The organism is Streptomyces bobili (genome assembly GCF_002154575.1).
GTDB classification, from domain to species: Bacteria; Actinomycetota; Actinomycetes; order Streptomycetales; family Streptomycetaceae; genus Streptomyces; species Streptomyces bobili.
Genome location: NZ_MUBA01000547.1, coordinates 1 through 398 on the forward strand (window position 1 = coordinate 1; position 398 = coordinate 398).

Consider the following 398-nt stretch of genomic DNA (forward strand, 5'->3'; position numbering starts at 1 on the left):
TGCCCTTCATGCCGCCGATGGTGGCGTAGCTGATCATCAGGATGCCCATGCCGACCATGCAGCCCGTCTGCACCGAGTCGCCGGAGAACCCCAGCAGGAACGCGATGAGCTGGCCGGTGCCGGCGAGCTGGACCAGCATCAGCGGCAGCAGCGCGGCGATGGTCACCGCGCACGCCGTGATGCGTACCGTGCGCCCCGGCATACGGCGGGCGAGGGCGTCGCCCATGGTGAACCGGCCCGCGTTGCGCAGGGGTTCGGCCAGCAGGAACATCAGCAGCATCAGGGACAGGGCGGTGCTGAGGGCGAGGATGACACCGTCCTGGCCGTAGAGGGCGATGACGCCGCCGGTGCCCAGGACGGTGGCGGCGGAGATGTAGTCGCCCGCGATGGCGAGGCCG

The 398-nt window shown here is 70.4% G+C and carries 1 protein-coding gene; it reads right to left on the minus strand.

The annotated features are described in order from the left end of the window. Positions 1-398: sodium:solute symporter family transporter (locus tag BZL64_RS33110; RefSeq protein ID WP_425276096.1), on the minus strand; the 398-nt coding region annotated here is incomplete at both ends.